At 66.9% G+C, this 12,805-nt stretch carries 11 protein-coding genes; 3 read left to right on the plus strand and 8 right to left on the minus strand.

All coding sequences use genetic code 11. The annotated features are described in order from the left end of the window. Positions 1-102 precede the first annotated feature (102 nt). The gene (locus tag A5788_RS22885; RefSeq protein ID WP_049700245.1) at positions 103-1,026 is read left to right on the plus strand and encodes a hypothetical protein; all 924 of its coding nucleotides are present in this window, start codon (positions 103-105) and stop codon (positions 1,024-1,026) included. On the opposite strand, the gene A5788_RS22890 is transcribed toward A5788_RS22885, so the two are convergent. Then, entirely contained in the window at positions 976-2,688 is a 1,713-nt protein-coding gene (locus A5788_RS22890) for a TM0106 family RecB-like putative nuclease (protein ID WP_049700246.1), read from the minus strand. The genes A5788_RS22885 and A5788_RS22890 overlap by 51 nt on opposite strands. Before the next feature lie 132 nt (positions 2,689-2,820). On the opposite strand from A5788_RS22890, the gene A5788_RS22895 reads away from it, so the two are divergent. Together A5788_RS22895 and A5788_RS22900 are read left to right on the plus strand one after the other, a co-directional pair. After that, positions 2,821-3,513, plus strand: a complete 693-nt coding sequence (locus A5788_RS22895) for a DUF6474 family protein (protein ID WP_049700247.1) — start codon at positions 2,821-2,823, stop codon at positions 3,511-3,513. Between the two features lie 121 nt (positions 3,514-3,634). Further along, positions 3,635-4,369: a hypothetical protein gene (locus A5788_RS22900; protein ID WP_231894317.1), complete on the plus strand. Its 735-nt coding sequence runs from the start codon at positions 3,635-3,637 to the stop codon at positions 4,367-4,369. 23 nt (positions 4,370-4,392) lie between these two features. Here the strand turns inward: A5788_RS22900 and A5788_RS22905 are convergent, their stop codons facing one another. The 7 genes from A5788_RS22905 to A5788_RS22935 all read right to left on the minus strand — a co-directional run bounded on the left by A5788_RS22905 (position 4,393) and on the right by A5788_RS22935 (position 12,804). Then, positions 4,393-5,253: an alpha/beta fold hydrolase gene (locus A5788_RS22905; protein ID WP_049700249.1), complete on the minus strand. Its 861-nt coding sequence runs from the start codon at positions 5,251-5,253 to the stop codon at positions 4,393-4,395. Between the two features lie 135 nt (positions 5,254-5,388). After that, on the minus strand, positions 5,389-7,491 hold the full coding sequence (locus A5788_RS22910) for an ArnT family glycosyltransferase (RefSeq protein ID WP_049700318.1): 2,103 nt from the start codon (positions 7,489-7,491) through the stop codon (positions 5,389-5,391). 122 nt (positions 7,492-7,613) lie between these two features. Beyond that, positions 7,614-8,417 carry a cyclase family protein gene (locus A5788_RS22915; RefSeq protein ID WP_049700319.1) on the minus strand — a complete coding sequence of 268 codons (804 nt, stop codon included), beginning with the start codon at positions 8,415-8,417 and terminating at the stop codon, positions 7,614-7,616. Positions 8,418-8,463: 46 nt separating this feature from the next. After that, positions 8,464-9,675: a PQQ-dependent sugar dehydrogenase gene (locus A5788_RS22920; RefSeq protein ID WP_049700250.1), complete on the minus strand. Its 1,212-nt coding sequence runs from the start codon at positions 9,673-9,675 to the stop codon at positions 8,464-8,466. Positions 9,676-9,752: 77 nt separating this feature from the next. Further along, complete coding sequence (locus A5788_RS22925) at positions 9,753-11,333, minus strand: succinic semialdehyde dehydrogenase (protein WP_268760681.1); 1,581 nt, start codon at positions 11,331-11,333, stop codon at positions 9,753-9,755. Between the two features lie 28 nt (positions 11,334-11,361). Continuing rightward, positions 11,362-11,856 carry a ribonuclease E activity regulator RraA gene (gene rraA / locus A5788_RS22930; protein WP_049700252.1) on the minus strand — a complete coding sequence of 165 codons (495 nt, stop codon included), beginning with the start codon at positions 11,854-11,856 and terminating at the stop codon, positions 11,362-11,364. A 60-nt stretch (positions 11,857-11,916) separates the two neighbouring features. Continuing rightward, a complete protein-coding gene (locus A5788_RS22935; RefSeq protein ID WP_197494606.1) occupies positions 11,917-12,804 on the minus strand; it encodes an alpha/beta fold hydrolase in 888 nt (295 codons plus the stop codon). Between the last annotated feature and the right edge of the window lies 1 nt (position 12,805).

Raw genomic sequence — 12,805 nt, forward strand, 5'->3', positions numbered from 1 at the left:
GGGTGAACATTTCATCTCGATCTGATCACAGGATCCGCCGTTATGTGGACCACGGTACCGTTTACTCGGCCGATCACGACGTGAAACCGACAGGAGCGCAGTATGACGCATCGCGTCAGCAGCAACCGCCGCCCGAGGCGGCCGCGCACCCCTGCGTTGATTCTCGCACTGTCCGCAGCACTTCTCTTGGCCATCGGCAGCGGCATCGGCTGGGCCGACGGACCCGACACCGACTCGGGTTCCCGACACGGCGGCTCCGACCACTCCAGCTCGCACGGCGGCGGTAATCACGGCGGCGGCAATCAAGGCGGCGGCCACGGCCACCATCACACCCACACGCCGAAACCGACGGCCACAGTCGACCCCACGACCGGCGAGAACTCGACTACCGCGAATCCGACGACGACCGACGGGTCGTCGACAACGCCGTCCATCCCCGGCACCACCACGGACCCGAGCACCACCACGGACCCGAGCACAACCACGGACCCGAGCACCTCAACCGACCCCGGCGCCCCAACCAAGCCCGGCACCACAACGAGCACCAAGACCTCGCCGACCACCGCGACAACCCACGCCGGCTCGGGTGCGGGCCCGGGCGGCAACCCACCGCCCAGCCCACCCGGAGGTTCCGGACCGTCGAATCCCGGTCCCGGCCGCAGCGCACCCGGACCGGCCGCGCAACCTCCCGCAGCCGCGTTCGCGGTCCCGATGGCCGCGCCGCCCGCCGCTGCGCCCGCGCAGCCCCAGAGTCCCTCGACCGGCGGCGGATCGTCGGCGAACAGCTCGCAGCCGGGCAGCACCTCGAGCACACAGGGTGGTGGTTCGGCGTCGACCAACGGCAGCGGCTCCGGCCCGGCCGCCGCGCAGGCATCACCGGCGCCGGCGACGTCGGGTGGCATCAGCCTGAGCAGCTTCACGGGCTTCATCGCCGATATCGCGCCGGGCGCACTGCTGCTTCTCGGCGCTGTCGCGCTACTCGGAAGCGGTTCGTTCCTCGACGCCCTCCGCTCGACTCGCGCCTGAGCGTCGGAAAGCGAGTAGGTCGTCGGCGAACGGGAGCTCGTCGACGGCCGAGCCGTCCATCCACTCGCGTAGGACCTTCGTGGCGAGCACGTCGTCCTCGTTGTATTCGAGCAGGCGGGAACGCTGACTCAGGTCGACGTCGACGCCCCCGATCCCGACCGCCCGTCGGTACCAGTCCATCGACGCCTCGCCCCCGGCCTCAGCATCGCGCCACCCGAAACCGGCAACGGGCGCAACACGTTTGAGCCCCTTGCCGTTCGGTGCGACAAAGTTGCGTCCCACCGCCTCGAAGATGTCGACCCACTCGTCGGACGCGATGAACTGCTCGACCTCGTTCGGCGTCGGCACACCCGGCTGATCACTGAACCTCTCGGCAGACGCGCGCAGCCACCTGTTCTCGGCCTGCTGCGAGTAGCAGTACGCGGCGAAGGTCTTGCCTGCCGCGTGGGCGTCGGCGCGCTCGGCCATCAACCACGTCCAGAACTCGGCGAACGCCCGGCCCTCGTCGGCCGTCGGCAGCGGTGTCCAGGTGGCGAATCCGCGATAGACGACGTCCCGACCAGGGTCGGTGTTGTCGGTCAGCAGCGTGCCCCACAGATACGCGCCGTCCTCGCCGAAGCTCTCCATGTCGACGTCGACCTCGACGTCGGCCCGCGCGACAGTCGGCTCCTCGACGCGACGGACGAGCGGAATGTCGGCGAGCCACGCAATCGCGCAGATCACCGCGTCGTCGAAGCTCTGGTTGGCGGGCCAGTCTGCCGGCGGGTCGCCGTCGAAGCGGGCGAGTTGATCGATGGTCGTGATCCCGACTGCGCGCAACGCGTCGCCCTGGTTGCCGTTGGCGACGAGGCTGACATCCCGACGTTCCTCCAGCTCAGGGCCACACCGACCCCACCACGGGCACCCGCGGCACTCACCGATCCGACGCGGCGTGGTCGCGATCTCCCCCGCCGCGACGCGCTGCCTACGGTCGAATACCTCGCGATAGTCGGGCAGCGACGTCCCTACCCTGTGCACGACGATGCAGTCGGCGTCGAGTCCGATGACCCCCGCGCGCAACTCGTCTTCTTCGACGTCGGGCGAGAGTCCCTCGTCGAGGAGCATCTGCGTCAAATGCGCCAGTCGTAGCTGGTCGCGGCGGTTGCTTCGGGGTGATCGGAACGGGTCGGGCGCCGGAATCCACCCCCACAGCGGACTGGTGACGAGGGTCGGTACCTCGGCGGTGTGCAGACGCGGGTTCTTCGCCGGATACGTCACGCGATGGTTCACCACGATGATCGGGATGTAGCCCGACGCCGCGTCGTCGGCCTCGCCGACGCGCAGCAGGAGCTCTGAATGCCCTCGTCTGCCGTGTTCGCGGTCTGTCGGCAGCGTCGCATTCCAGATCCACCGCGCACCCGACGAGCAAGCCTCTCGGGTGGCAGCAACGCGCTCTGAGTGTGGCCCGTCGCCGACGACAACAAACGTGTTCGACGGTTCGCCGCTGTGGAGTCCGAGGAGAAAGTCGCGGATACGCTCACGCCGTAGCTGCGCGGACTCCTTGCGACGGGCGGCCTCGGGGGTGTCTGCACGGCCGCGGACGAGGTCGGGATGGCTGAAGTCCAGGGCGACCCGATGCTCGCATCCCGCCAGGTCGCGCGGATGCAACACGGCCGCGGCCACACCCCACCTCGATTCTCACCGGCTCATCAGACATCTGGGCTGTCGATCACACCGCCGGTGCGACGGATGTGATCGGTCTGTATCGAGCCTATGCAATGCTTGTAGCAAACTGGCGCAGGGAAAGGTGCCCGCATGGGATTGTTCTCGTCCGACGGTAAGACTCGTGCTCAACGACGCGCAGAAACCAAGGCACTCAAGGCCAAGGCGAAGCTCGACGCGAAGCTGGCCGCGAAGGACAGGCGCAGGGCGTCCAAGGAACTGCGCAAGTCACGCAAGAAGATCGTCGAGAAGGAACTCAAGGCACAGCGCAAGACCTTGAAGGCCGAGGCAAAGGCGGCTCAGAAGGTGGCCAAGGCCGAGGCGAAAACCGTTGCCGCGAAAGCGAAAGCCACTGCCGACGCCAAGCCGTTCAGCCCCGCGAGCGTCAAGCGGTTCCTCACCGTCACACGCCTCGTCGCGCCCATCGCAGTGCCCGTGATCTACCGCCTCGCCGTCGCCGGCCGCGGCAAAATCACCGAACTCCAAGCCAAGCGCATCGGCGTGTCGCCGGCACAGTTGGTCAAGTACTCGGGCAGCGGCGCGCCCCTACTGGCCCGCATCGAGGCCCTGCGCACGTCACTGCAGAAGGTATCCGCGCAGGACACGTCGTCGGACACCAAGCAGTTCGTCGACGCCATGACCGCTCGCCTCGACAATCTCGCCATCGCCGTCGACGCCGCCGAGCCGATGCCGGCGCAGCAGCGCAAGACCGCACACAGGGCGGTCGAGAACGAGTTGAGCGCCATCGACGCCGACATCATGGCCCGACTCGGCGTCCGCACGTAGCAACACCGCACGCAACCCTCGCGCGGCGTCGAACATCACCAACGGCTCGAACATCTCCAACTGCTTCGACGCCGCGCTTACGATGAGGACCATCCAGACCGACCCCAGGGGGCGTCCCGACATGACAGACCCGACTTCCGGCGAAACACCGTCCGACGACGCGTCGCGCACACCTGCCGCCGACGAGACGAACGACGCCGCCAAGAAGGCCGCGCCCGCGCAAGCGTCGCCCGCCGAGAAGTCGACTGCGGATACGTCTCCTGCCGAGAAGTCCCCTGCTGATGAGTCCTCCCCGGCCTCTCCCGCGGCGAAGAAAGCAGCGCCCGCCAAGAAGAGCACTCCTGCGAAGAAGGCGCCTGCAGCCAAGAAGAGCGCGCCGGTAAAAAAGGCGACCACAGCGAAGAAGACCACCGCGGCAAAGAAGAGCGCCCCGGCGAAGGGCGCCGCGACTCCGTCTGCGGCAAAGAACGCAGCAAAGAAGGCACCGCCGACCAAGGCCGCGGAGAAGAAGGCTCCCCCGAAGACAACTCCTCCCGCGGCTGCTGCGGCGGACGAACCGACCTTGTTCGAGGCGGATGCGCAATCGACTCCGGCTTCCGAGCCCCCGGGTGTCCAGGAGTCTGCGCCGGCCCCAGCGCCTGCGGCACCGGCACCGGCACCGGCACCGGCGACATCCGATCCCGTTGCCGAATCCGACGCCGCGAGAGCGGGTTTCGCGCGCATCAGCTCGGGGCGGACAGAGGTTCCCGCGACGAACCCGGCGATGCCGATCGCATTCGGGGCGATCCGCGGAGCACTCGCGGCGCTCGCGATCGCACTACTGGTCGTGCTGCGCTGGCGACGGCACCGCCAGTAGCTTCTCAGTCCGTCAGCAGAGTCTCAGTCCTGCAGGGACTCCACCCGCGCGGTGATCGCGTCGGCGATCGCCTCGGGAGCACGCTGCGGCATCCAATGGTCGACGCCTGGCAAGACCACGAATTCGTATGGGGCGTCGATGAATTCAGAGCACGCGCGCGCCCCCGCCTTACTCAAGAAGCGATCCTTGTCGCCGTAGAGGTAGGTGGTGGGCACCCGCACCTTGTCTCCTGCCAACGAACCGATCGACGAGAACCGCATTGCGCGATACCAGTTGATCCCTCCGGTGAGTGCGCCGTAGTCGACGATCTCGCGTGAGAGTCGTTCGGAGAAGCCGGGATACATCTCCAGTCGCCCACCCGCGCCGCCGCCGTGCTTCGCGCCGTACGCAATCAACTTCTCGGGCACCTTGGGCAGTTGGAAGAACCCCATGTACCACGATTTCAACGCCTGGCCGCGGGGCATTGCACGCAAGAAGGCACCGGTGTGTGGAACGGCCAACGTCGTCAACGTGGCCACCCGATCAGGGTGACGGGTTGCGACCGCATACGAGACCGCCGCGCCCCAGTCGTGCCCGACAAGGTGGAAACGTGGCGCGTCGAGCGCATCCGCCAACGCGATGACGTCGTCGACGAGTTCGTCAATTCTGTAGTCGCGCACCGACTGTGGCCGCGCGCCAGGCGAATAGCCACGCTGATCGGGTGCGACGGTGCGCAATCCGCGCTCATTGAGCAGCGGTGTCACGTCCTCCCAACACGACGCCCGCTCCGGAAAGCCGTGCAGCAGTATCACCGGAATGTCCGACGCCGCACCGGGTATCGGACCGGAATCGACGACGTCGAAGGTCCATCCGTCTCGGCTGAACTCGGTGATCTTCTCGGTCATGGCTCTCCAAATGCTCGGTCGGCTTCTGCTCGGCGTGTGTCCGCATCGCCTGACGACATCGGCGACCCACCCCCGCGCTCGGCGCGAAAGGTGGGCCGCCGATGGTGCTTTGACCCTACGTCAACTCGTGGCGTGTCACGTCAGCTTGTAGACCGTGGTGCCTCCGACCGTTGTGGCAGTGAAGTTCTGGGCCACCCAGGTGGAGATCGCGGAGTTGCCTCCGGGGCCACCCTGACCACCGCCGATGTAGTACGCGATCTTGCCTTCCTTCACGTACTGCTTGAACTCGTCGAGCGTCGGTGCGGGATCGCCGCTCCACCCGCCGATCGCCATGACGGACTTCCCCGTCGCGATCTCGATGTTCGCCGCCGACTGCGAGCCGTTGGTCGCCGCCGCCCAGGTGCTGTTGGTGTTCTGGAGCAGTTTCACCAGTTCGGCATTGGTCGACGACTCGCCGCCCGGACCGCCCGTACCCATGCCGCCACCGAACGAGCGCGTGCTCTGGGTTCCGCCGTTGGACTGATTCCCGCTGTTCGACTGAGTTCCGTTGGGAGGCTGACCCATTCCCGGCTGTCCCGAACCCGACTGCGCGGTGCCGTTCTGCGCTGTGCCATTCTGCGCGCCGCCGTTCTGTGCGCTGCCGCCTCGCGAGCCGCTCGGACCGCCCCCGCCCGGTCCGCCCATGCCACCCTGAACGCCGCTCGTCTGTACTGCTGTCGGGATCGACCCGTGGTGTGCCGTCGCGGCCGTGGCGATCGAGAATGCCGCTGTCCCTGCGAATCCCGCGATCGCTCCCGCGATCACCGAAGCCACGAACAGCTTCTTGAGTCCGAGCGCACCTCCGGCGAGCACGCCGATCACTGCGAGCACGGCCACAGCGCCGATAACCCACCTACACCAGACCGGACCCCATTCGTTGCGGTTGAGCAGGACGATCGACCACCATGCTGCCAGACCGATCATGGCGCTCAACGCGATTCGGCCGTCCCAGTTGGCTCGACGACGCCACGCGAATACTCCACCGAGCGCAACCATCGCGGCAACAGCAGGCGCCAGCGCCACCGTGTAGTAGGGATGGATGGTGCCGCTCATGTAGCTGAAGATCATCGCGGTGATCAGCAACCAGCCACCCCAGGCGACAACCGCGCCGGCCTCGGTGCGATGAATACCGTTGCGATAGTTGAAGATCGGGAAGCTGCGGATCATCAGGTACACGCAGAAGGCAATGGCGAAGAGCGCGACAGGGAGCAACCATGAGATCTCGTTGCCCATCTCCGAGCTGAAGAGCCGACTCAGGCCCGTCGATCCGCCGAACGAACCTCCTGCGCCACCACCGCCGCCGCCAGGGCCTCCGCCCGAACCGCCGCTGATGCGTCCGACGCCGTTGTAGCCCCAGACGAGATCCATGAACGTGTTGTTCGTCGAGCCGCCGATGTAGGGACGTGAGCTGGCAGGTGTCAGGATCGTCGCCACCACGAACCATCCGGCCGACACCACGAGAGCCACAGCCGCGACGACGAGTTGCCCGATTCGCTTGAGCCAACCGTTGTTTGCGAACAGCAGGTAGGCGAGACCGAACGCGGGCAGCACCAACAGGCCCTGCAACATCTTCGTCAGGAATGCGAAGCCGAGCGCGACACCCACCAGCGCCAGCCACCGGCCGGAGTTCGTCGCGATCGCCCGTGCCAGGCAGTACCCCGCGGCAACCATCAAGAGCACCAGCAGTGCGTCGGGGTTGTTGAAGCGGAACATCAACGCGGCCGCAGGGGTGAAGGCGAGCACCGCGCCCGCGATCAGTCCCGCAGCGGTCCCCTGCCTCGGATCGGTGATCACTCGACGCATCGTCGCGTACATCAGCGCCACCGCCGCGACGCCCATCAGCGCCTGCGGCACCAACACGGCCCAACTGTTCATCCCGAAGACGCGCACCGACAGTCCCGTCATCCAGAGCGACGCCGGGGGCTTGTCCACGGTGATGAAGTTCGACGGGTCGAGCGCTCCGAAGAACCAGGCCTTCCAGCTCTGCGAGCCCGCCCACGCCGCGGCCGCGTAGAAGGTGTTGCCGTATCCGCTGGCGGAGAGATTCCACAGGTAGAGCACCGCGGTCGATACGAGGAGTCCCGCGAGCGCGAACGGACTCCACCACAGCGGACGCCTTGCCAATCGGCGACGCCTTGGCGTCGGTGGTGAATCGTCGGCGGGCGGCGATACGTCGCGCCGCTCCAGAAGTGCGGTCATCATTCCTCCAGAATCTCGGTGTGAGGCAGAAGTCTCGGTTCGGGTTCGACTACCAGATTCCGAGACCTCGCTACCGCGACCCTGGACTCTCGCTGGGAGAAGTCTGTGAACGCGCGCGTCCGTCAGTCGACGAGTGCGAGCACCCTCGCCGGACCGCCGGTTCCACCAGCGAACCGAGGCGCACCCACGACGACGCGCGCCCCTGCGGGCGGAACGTCCGTCAGATTGGCCAGCGCCTCGACGGCGTACCGCCCGGCACCGAGAATCGCGGTATGCGCACCGACTGCTCCCCTGATGTCGACGCTCAACGTGTCGGTCCCGAGCGCCGACACTCCCCGTTCGGTCACCAGCATCTGCGCCGCAGTGGGATCGAACCCTGGCGCGTCGGCTCCGCCCGTCGCGGGTTGCCACCCCGAGTGCAGTGCCACCAACGCACGTGGCGGAATGCGACCGTGAACGCGTTCGTACTCCTCGACGTCGCGTTCGGTCAGAACCGCGCGTCGATTACCGCGCGCGGCGGCCGCGATGCTGATCACCACCAGCGGCACCACGAGATCGCGCGCCGGTATGGCGTCGACGGTTCGTCCACCTGCGATCTTGTGCGCAGGGGCGTCGACGTGGGTTCCCGAGTGCTCTGCAAACGACATCCACCTGGTGGCGAAGCCCGAGTTGCCGGGCCCTACTCGGGACGTCTGCACGCTGACCACCGGCGGGTTGCCGGGCCACATCGGAAAACCCGGTCCGAGCCGATGGGTCAGATCCACGACCCGGGTCGCGCCGGGTTGCGCGGACGCGCGCGCGGGTCGCGACGCAGCACCGACCCCCGCGGCCGCAACACCGGCCGCTGCGGTCATCCGCAACGCGGTTCGACGACTGACTCGTCTGGCTTCCTCGTGCGCGTGCCGCACCACGTCGTCGTCACACACGTTTGCCGTCACACACAAGTGCCGTCACCGACAGCGCACACAACACCTAGGCTCCCGGGCGGATTCGTAGGATCTGATCCTTACCGGTGTCGGTGCCGACGAGAAGCGAGCCGTCTCTGTCGACGGCCAGTGCGCGCAGTCGCCCGTACCGATCCGACAGTGCCTCTTCGACGTCGACGACCCGCGTCCCGCTGTCGTCGAGCTTCACCACGACCAACTTCTTGGCCTTCTGTGCGGCGATGACGACCGCCCCGTTCCACTCGCCCCAGCCGGTGGTCGGCAAGAACTGGAGTGCGGGCGTCGCAATCGTCGGCGCGCCCGATTTCCAGATCGGACCGACCGCACCCGGCACCCGCGTGGGGTCGGTCATCGGCACCGATTCGTCGTAGATCACCGGCGCGCGGTCGGGCCGGTAGCCGTAGTTGGCGCCCGGTCGGATGAGGTTGAGCTCGTCGTCGGCGCTCGTGCCCTGCTCGATCGAGTAGACCCGTCCGCTACCCGGTTGCAGCGCGATGCCCTGCACGTTGCGGTGGCCGAGCGTCGCTATCGGACTTGCGGGGTCGGGGTTACCGGCAGCGGGCCGGCCGGTTGCGGCATTGACGTGTAGGACCTTGCCGCCCAACGACTTTCGACTCTGCGAATACTCGGCCGTCGCATTGTCGCCGGTGCCGATCCACAGTGTCCCGTCCGACGCCGCCGCCAATCCGCATCCCGCATGCCTGCCGCCCGCGTTCAACGGGATACCCGCCAGCACCGTCCGTTCGCGCTGCATACTCGACCAGTCCTGCGACACCCGCCACGATGCCACCGTGACCTGCTGCCCGGTGTTCGGCCACGGCAGCGGCACGCTTCCGACACCCTGCGGAATCTTGGCGCCCTGCGCGACCGACGATCCGGTGCCGGCCTTCTCGGCCTGACACGAATAGATTCGACGATTCTGCGCGAATCCCGGATCAACCGCGAGACCCATGAGTCCGGCTTCGCGGTGCACCCAGAGCGCGCTCAGGTCGACCCGGATGGTCTTCGGCGCCTGCCCTGGTCTGATGGCCACGAAGCGGCCGGCACGCTCGGTGACGAGGGCCGTGCCGTCTGGCGCGGTGACGATATCCCAGGGGTGACTCAGCCCGGTCGCGATCGAACTGACCGCAAGGCGCGGCGCGGCCTCGGCTGACGGGGCACCCGCCACGGTTCCTGCGACACCGGCCGCGACCACACACGAGATCACACCGGTTTTGAGTACGCTGCGCTGCGGCGACATGAGGCCAACCGTAACGGCTCACATGCGTCCGGGGGTCGAGAACCCGACGAATCGCCCGTAGCGGGAGATCCCGACGTTTACCGGCCCGGCAGGAACTTCAGCGATCGCACAGCGAGCGGGGTGACTGCGCGGTAGACACTCTTCGGAACTCCGGGAGCCTTGTCGATGCCGATGAAGCGCTGTTCGGCGATCGTCTGCGGCTCGGTGTACTTGAGCAGCCCTTCTTCGCCGTGCCTGCGGCCGACGCCCGAGATTCCCATGCCGCCCATCGGGGCCGCGGTCGACGCCCACGCTGCCGCGTAGCCCTCGTTGATGTTGACGGTGCCGGCACGCAACTGCTCCGCGATCGCCTGCGCCTCGTCGCTGCTGCCCGCGAAGACACTCGCGTTGAGACCGTAGTCGGTGTCGTTGGCGAGCTTGATCGCCTCGTCCGTTGAGTCGACCGGATACACCGACACCACCGGGCCGAATGTCTCGTTACGGAAGCAGGTCATCTCGTCGGTCACGCCCGACAGGACCGTCGGCTCAAAGAAGAAGGGCCCGAGGTCGGCGCGGCGCTTGCCGCCCGCGACCACCGTCGCGCCCTTCGACACCGCATCGTCGACGTGCGCTTCTGCGGTCTCGACCTGCGCAGCCGAAGCCAGCGACCCCATGTCGACGTTGAAGTCGTAGTTGGCTCCGAGCTTCATGTTGCGGACAAAGGTGCCGAACTTCTCGGTGAACTCGTCGGCGATCGCCTTGTCGACGTACAGTCGCTCGATCGAGATGCACAACTGACCGGAGTTCGAATAGCACGCTCGCGCAGCACCTTCGACGGCGTGGTCGATCTTGGCGTTGGCCGTCACGATCATCGGGTTCTTGCCACCGAGTTCTGCAGAGAAGCCGATGAGTCGACGCCCCGCCTGCTCGGCGAGCGAGGCTCCGGTCTCCGACGATCCGGTGAACATCACGTAGTCGCAGGTCGCCATGATGGCCTGTCCCACAACACTTCCCGGGCCCGGGACCACCGCGAACAGCGCGGGCGGCAGACCTGCCTCGTAGAGCAGCTCGGCCAGCGCCAGCGCGCAGTAGGGGGTCTGGCTGTCGGGCTTGATCACCACGCCGTTGCCGGCGAGCAGGGCCGCGACCGCATCCGAAACAGCAAGTGTCAGTGGGTAATTCCACGGGCTGATCACTCCGACGACGCCCTTGGGCTGATACCGCACCCGCACCTTGGTGGCACCGGGCAGCATCCCCTGCACCTTGCGCTCGGCGAGCATCTTCGGGCCGTGCGTCGCGTAGTACCGCGCGGTGAGCGCGACGTCGACAACCTCTTCCTGCGCGTACGAGCGAGCCTTGCCCGTCTCGGCCTGCGCGATATCCATCAACGACGCCGCGTTGGCGAACACCAACTCGGAGAACTTCTTGAGCACCTTCGCGCGCTCCGCGGGTGACTGCTTGGCCCACCCCTGCTGAGCGGCCCGCGCCCGCGACACCGCGGTCTCGAGATCCTCGGCGGTGCCGACAGGGATGGTCGCCATTTCGACGCCGCTGAACGCTTCGAGAATCGATCGGGTCGGGCGTGCGGCAGCGTTGTCGATCGCGACCAATGCGCCGAGTCGTTCGAAGTAGTCGGGTGTTGGCTTGGGCATCGGAGCCTCCTGCTGCGTGAAAGTGATCGAGAGAGTGTCGATAGGCCGAGAAAGGTCAGGGCGCGACGAGGACGATGCCGTCGTCGTCGGAGTACACGGTGTCGCCGGGCGTGAAGGTGACTCCACCGAGCGTCACCGGTACGTCGCGCTCACCTTCTCCGGTCTTGGTGGATTTGCGGGGGTTGGTGCCGAGCGCCTTCACGCCGATCTCCATCCCGCCGATGGTCTTGGCGTCGCGGATCGCGCCGTTCGCGATGATCCCGACCCAGCCGTTCGACCGGCCCAGCTCCGCGATGATGTCGCCGACCAGCGCCGTGTGCACCGAGGCATCACCGTCGATCACCAGCACTCCGCCGGGATTCGACTCGCCGAGGATCGACTTGAGCAGCGCGTTGTCCTGGAAGCAGCGGACCGTTGTCACCGTTCCGACGAACTCACGGACCCCGCCGTACTGGGTGAACTGGAGATCACAGCTACGGACATCTGCACCGATCTCGTCGACGAGGTCGGCCGTGGGGGTGAAAGTCAGCTCTGCCATGACGTACAGCATAGGTGTGACGCGCGGTCATGGGTACCTCAGGTTACCGGGCGGTAAGAAACGCGCTGCCGATCAGCGCACCTGATCGATCGCGTCCGCGACTTCGTCGGGAATCTCCAGCACGACGAAGTGGCGCGCGGCGACCGGGATGAGCCGACCACCGAGCATCCGCGCATAGCGGGCCTGCTTCCACAGCCAGAAACGCTGCCACGGCTTCGGACCAGAGAGCGCGGCCACCACGATCACCGGAACCGGTGGCATCGGATGATTTTTGCGCATGCGACGCAGTGACGCGTTGATCGCGGGGAAGGCAGCGTTCTCCACCATCGTGGCGAGCAGCATCGGCCAGTTGCCGAAGACCTTTGCGGCCCAGTAGTGCTCGTGATCATAGAAGCCCTCCGGTGGCCTCGGCAGCACGACGGTCCGCACCCGCGAGAATCCACGCCGCGGAAGCCGAAACCGCTGCGTCACCCTCCTACCCGTGTCGATCATCCTGTGCGCGTTGTCGATTCGTACACCGAGCGGCACCACCCGCCACGGCAGCAGCACGTAAGAACCGTCGAGCATCACAACACCCGCAGTGCGCGTGGGATGGACTCGCGCAAACGCCTCGACATACAGCGAGGCAACCGAGTGTCCGACGACGGTCACGGGCTCTGCTATCCGCAGCGCATCCAGGACGCCCGCCATCCACGAGACTTCGAGCGACAGGGTCAGCACGCGGCCACGCGAAAGTTGTTCGGACAGTCCATATCCCGGGCGGTCGAACCGGACCACCCGCCAACCACGCTCGACGAGTCGTGCGGCGAGATGGTCGAGATCGAACCAGTTGCTTCCCATCGCAGCCATGAGCAACAGTGGCCGACCCGACCCTTCGTCGACGACGTGAATGCGTTGGCCGTCGACGTCGACGATCTGCCCCGGCGGCGGCCGATCGACCTCGCGCCGACCGTCGTCCACC

It is taken from the genome of Gordonia sp. 852002-50816_SCH5313054-c (genome assembly GCF_001665925.1).
Classification (GTDB): domain Bacteria; phylum Actinomycetota; class Actinomycetes; order Mycobacteriales; family Mycobacteriaceae; genus Gordonia; species Gordonia jacobaea.

Excerpts from the sequence above, each read along its gene's own strand:
- A5788_RS22905 (WP_049700249.1), bottom strand. The coding sequence starts at position 5,253 with ATGACCGAGAAGATCACCGAGTTCAGCCGAGACGGATGGACCTTCGAC.
- A5788_RS22895 (WP_049700247.1), top strand. The coding sequence starts at position 2,821 with ATGGGATTGTTCTCGTCCGACGGTAAGACTCGTGCTCAACGACGCGCA.
- A5788_RS22920 (WP_049700250.1), bottom strand. The coding sequence starts at position 9,675 with ATGTCGCCGCAGCGCAGCGTACTCAAAACCGGTGTGATCTCGTGTGTG.
- A5788_RS22885 (WP_049700245.1), top strand. The coding sequence starts at position 103 with ATGACGCATCGCGTCAGCAGCAACCGCCGCCCGAGGCGGCCGCGCACC.
- A5788_RS22910 (WP_049700318.1), bottom strand. The coding sequence starts at position 7,491 with ATGACCGCACTTCTGGAGCGGCGCGACGTATCGCCGCCCGCCGACGAT.
- A5788_RS22900 (WP_231894317.1), top strand. The coding sequence starts at position 3,635 with ATGACAGACCCGACTTCCGGCGAAACACCGTCCGACGACGCGTCGCGC.
- rraA (WP_049700252.1), bottom strand. The coding sequence starts at position 11,856 with ATGCTGTACGTCATGGCAGAGCTGACTTTCACCCCCACGGCCGACCTC.